A 1,701-nucleotide genomic window follows, 5' to 3' on the forward strand; every position below is an offset into this window, starting at 1 on the left:
TGTCCTGTCTAGGGACTTTTTGGACACGGAGTCCAGTTAGTTTTTGGACGGGGAGTCCATGGGGTTTGTGGACGTGATGTCTAACAGCTTTTTGGACGTGGTTCGGGTGGAATATGCAGATGGCTATTCCAACCCATATCCGTAAGAAGATCGCAGATTTCGATCCCGTCCGTGACGGCAAGACCATCACAAAGTTCTGCAAGGAAATCGGCGTGTCCCGGCAGACCTACAACAACATCAAACATCGCATCGCCGAACGCGGCCGGGCAGGAATCATCCCGGATTCCACAGCACCGAAAAATCCTGCCCGAAAGTTCGATGTCTCGCTACGCCAACACGTCATCCAGGCCCGCGAAGTACTGAAAGAAACTGGCCGCGACTATGGGCCATGGTCGATCTACTATTACTTGCTAGATGACCTGCGGATGGAGAACCCTCCGCAGCGCTCGACGATTGCTTTGTGGCTTCACGAAGCCGGTGTTGTCGACGAGAATGCCCGCAAGCGCCCCAGAAGCTCATACAAACGGTTTGCCCGCGCAAAGGTCAACGAGTTGTGGCAGATTGATGGCTTCGTCTACCGCTTATTCGACACTGCGCACACCCACATCACGATCTACCAGCTCATCGATGACGCCAGTCGTTTCGACCTCGGATCGCAAGCATTCAGCGCGCCCGAAAACGGAGTTGATGCCCGCGCTACCTTGGCTGCCGCAATCGACAGCTATGGCCGCCCCCAGGAGGTGTTATCCGATAACGGTGAGGCCTTCGCCACCTATCACCGGGGTCGACTATCGGACACCGAACGATGGCTGGCGGGTTTGGGCGTGTGGTCTATTGCCGGATTCGCCCCACAAACCCAAGGTAAAGACGAACGATCCCATCAAACGATCATCCGGTATCTCGATGCGCGCACACCGACAACACTCGGACAAGTCCAACAGCTGCTCGTGGAGTATCGCACCTACTACAACACCAAGCGGCGCCACCAAGGCCTCAACCACGGCAAAATGCACATCACCCCGGCAACAGCCCGTGAGATCCTTGACCACGCTACCGCTCCCACACAGCCTGTTGATCCAGATGTTTTGTGGGCCAAAATCGCCACGTACTACCACAGCATGCACGGTGGTTTTCCCACTGGAAGAGAAAACGCCTTGGACAAAGTTGCAGCTTCACCCAAGGCGCATAACCACGATAGTGAGCCAATCCACCAAGATTCACACCCTATCGATGACTTAAGCGTAGCTGCCATCACCTCAGCGTCAAGTAACAGCTGGGACATCCCCGACGAACTCTGGATCAACCGCAGTGGTGTTGTCACCATCCTCAAATACCGCTTGTACGTCGGTACTCGATGGAAAAACAGATTGATCTACAGCCAAGTCAGCAACAATCATGCAGAGTTTTTCACCGCGCATGACGGCGAGCTTTTATTCTCCTTTCCACTTCCTATTACCTTGTTGCACCGACCGGCCGGAGGCCAGATCAACATCGGACACGTCGAAGGGATGTGGCACCGCCGCCCACCGGAGATCAAACCGATCCTGTCGCGACCGCGGCCCACACGACGCAAAAAGCCGTAGACCACCCAGCGCCTAAAACCTGTCCACAAACCCCTTGGACTCCCCGTCCAACAAGAAGCTAGACTCCCTGTCCAACAAGTCTATGGACTCCGTGCCCAAAAACCCCATGGACATAACA

Annotated in this window: 1 protein-coding gene; it reads left to right on the forward strand. The window is 55.1% G+C overall.

Annotation, left to right across the window (positions count from 1 at the left end):
* The first annotated feature begins 119 nt into the window (after window positions 1-119).
* The gene (locus NQ018_RS11190) at window positions 120-1,583 is read left to right on the forward strand and encodes an integrase core domain-containing protein (protein WP_257061009.1); all 1,464 of its coding nucleotides are present in this window, start codon (window positions 120-122) and stop codon (window positions 1,581-1,583) included.
* Window positions 1,584-1,701: the final 118 nt, after the last annotated feature.

Origin of the sequence: Corynebacterium kozikiae (genome assembly GCF_024580965.1) — a bacterium.
GTDB lineage: Bacteria > Actinomycetota > Actinomycetes > Mycobacteriales > Mycobacteriaceae > Corynebacterium > Corynebacterium kozikiae.

Coding starts and splice junctions, on each gene's coding strand:
- NQ018_RS11190 (WP_257061009.1), top strand. CDS start 120: ATGGCTATTCCAACCCATATCCGTAAGAAGATCGCAGATTTCGATCCC.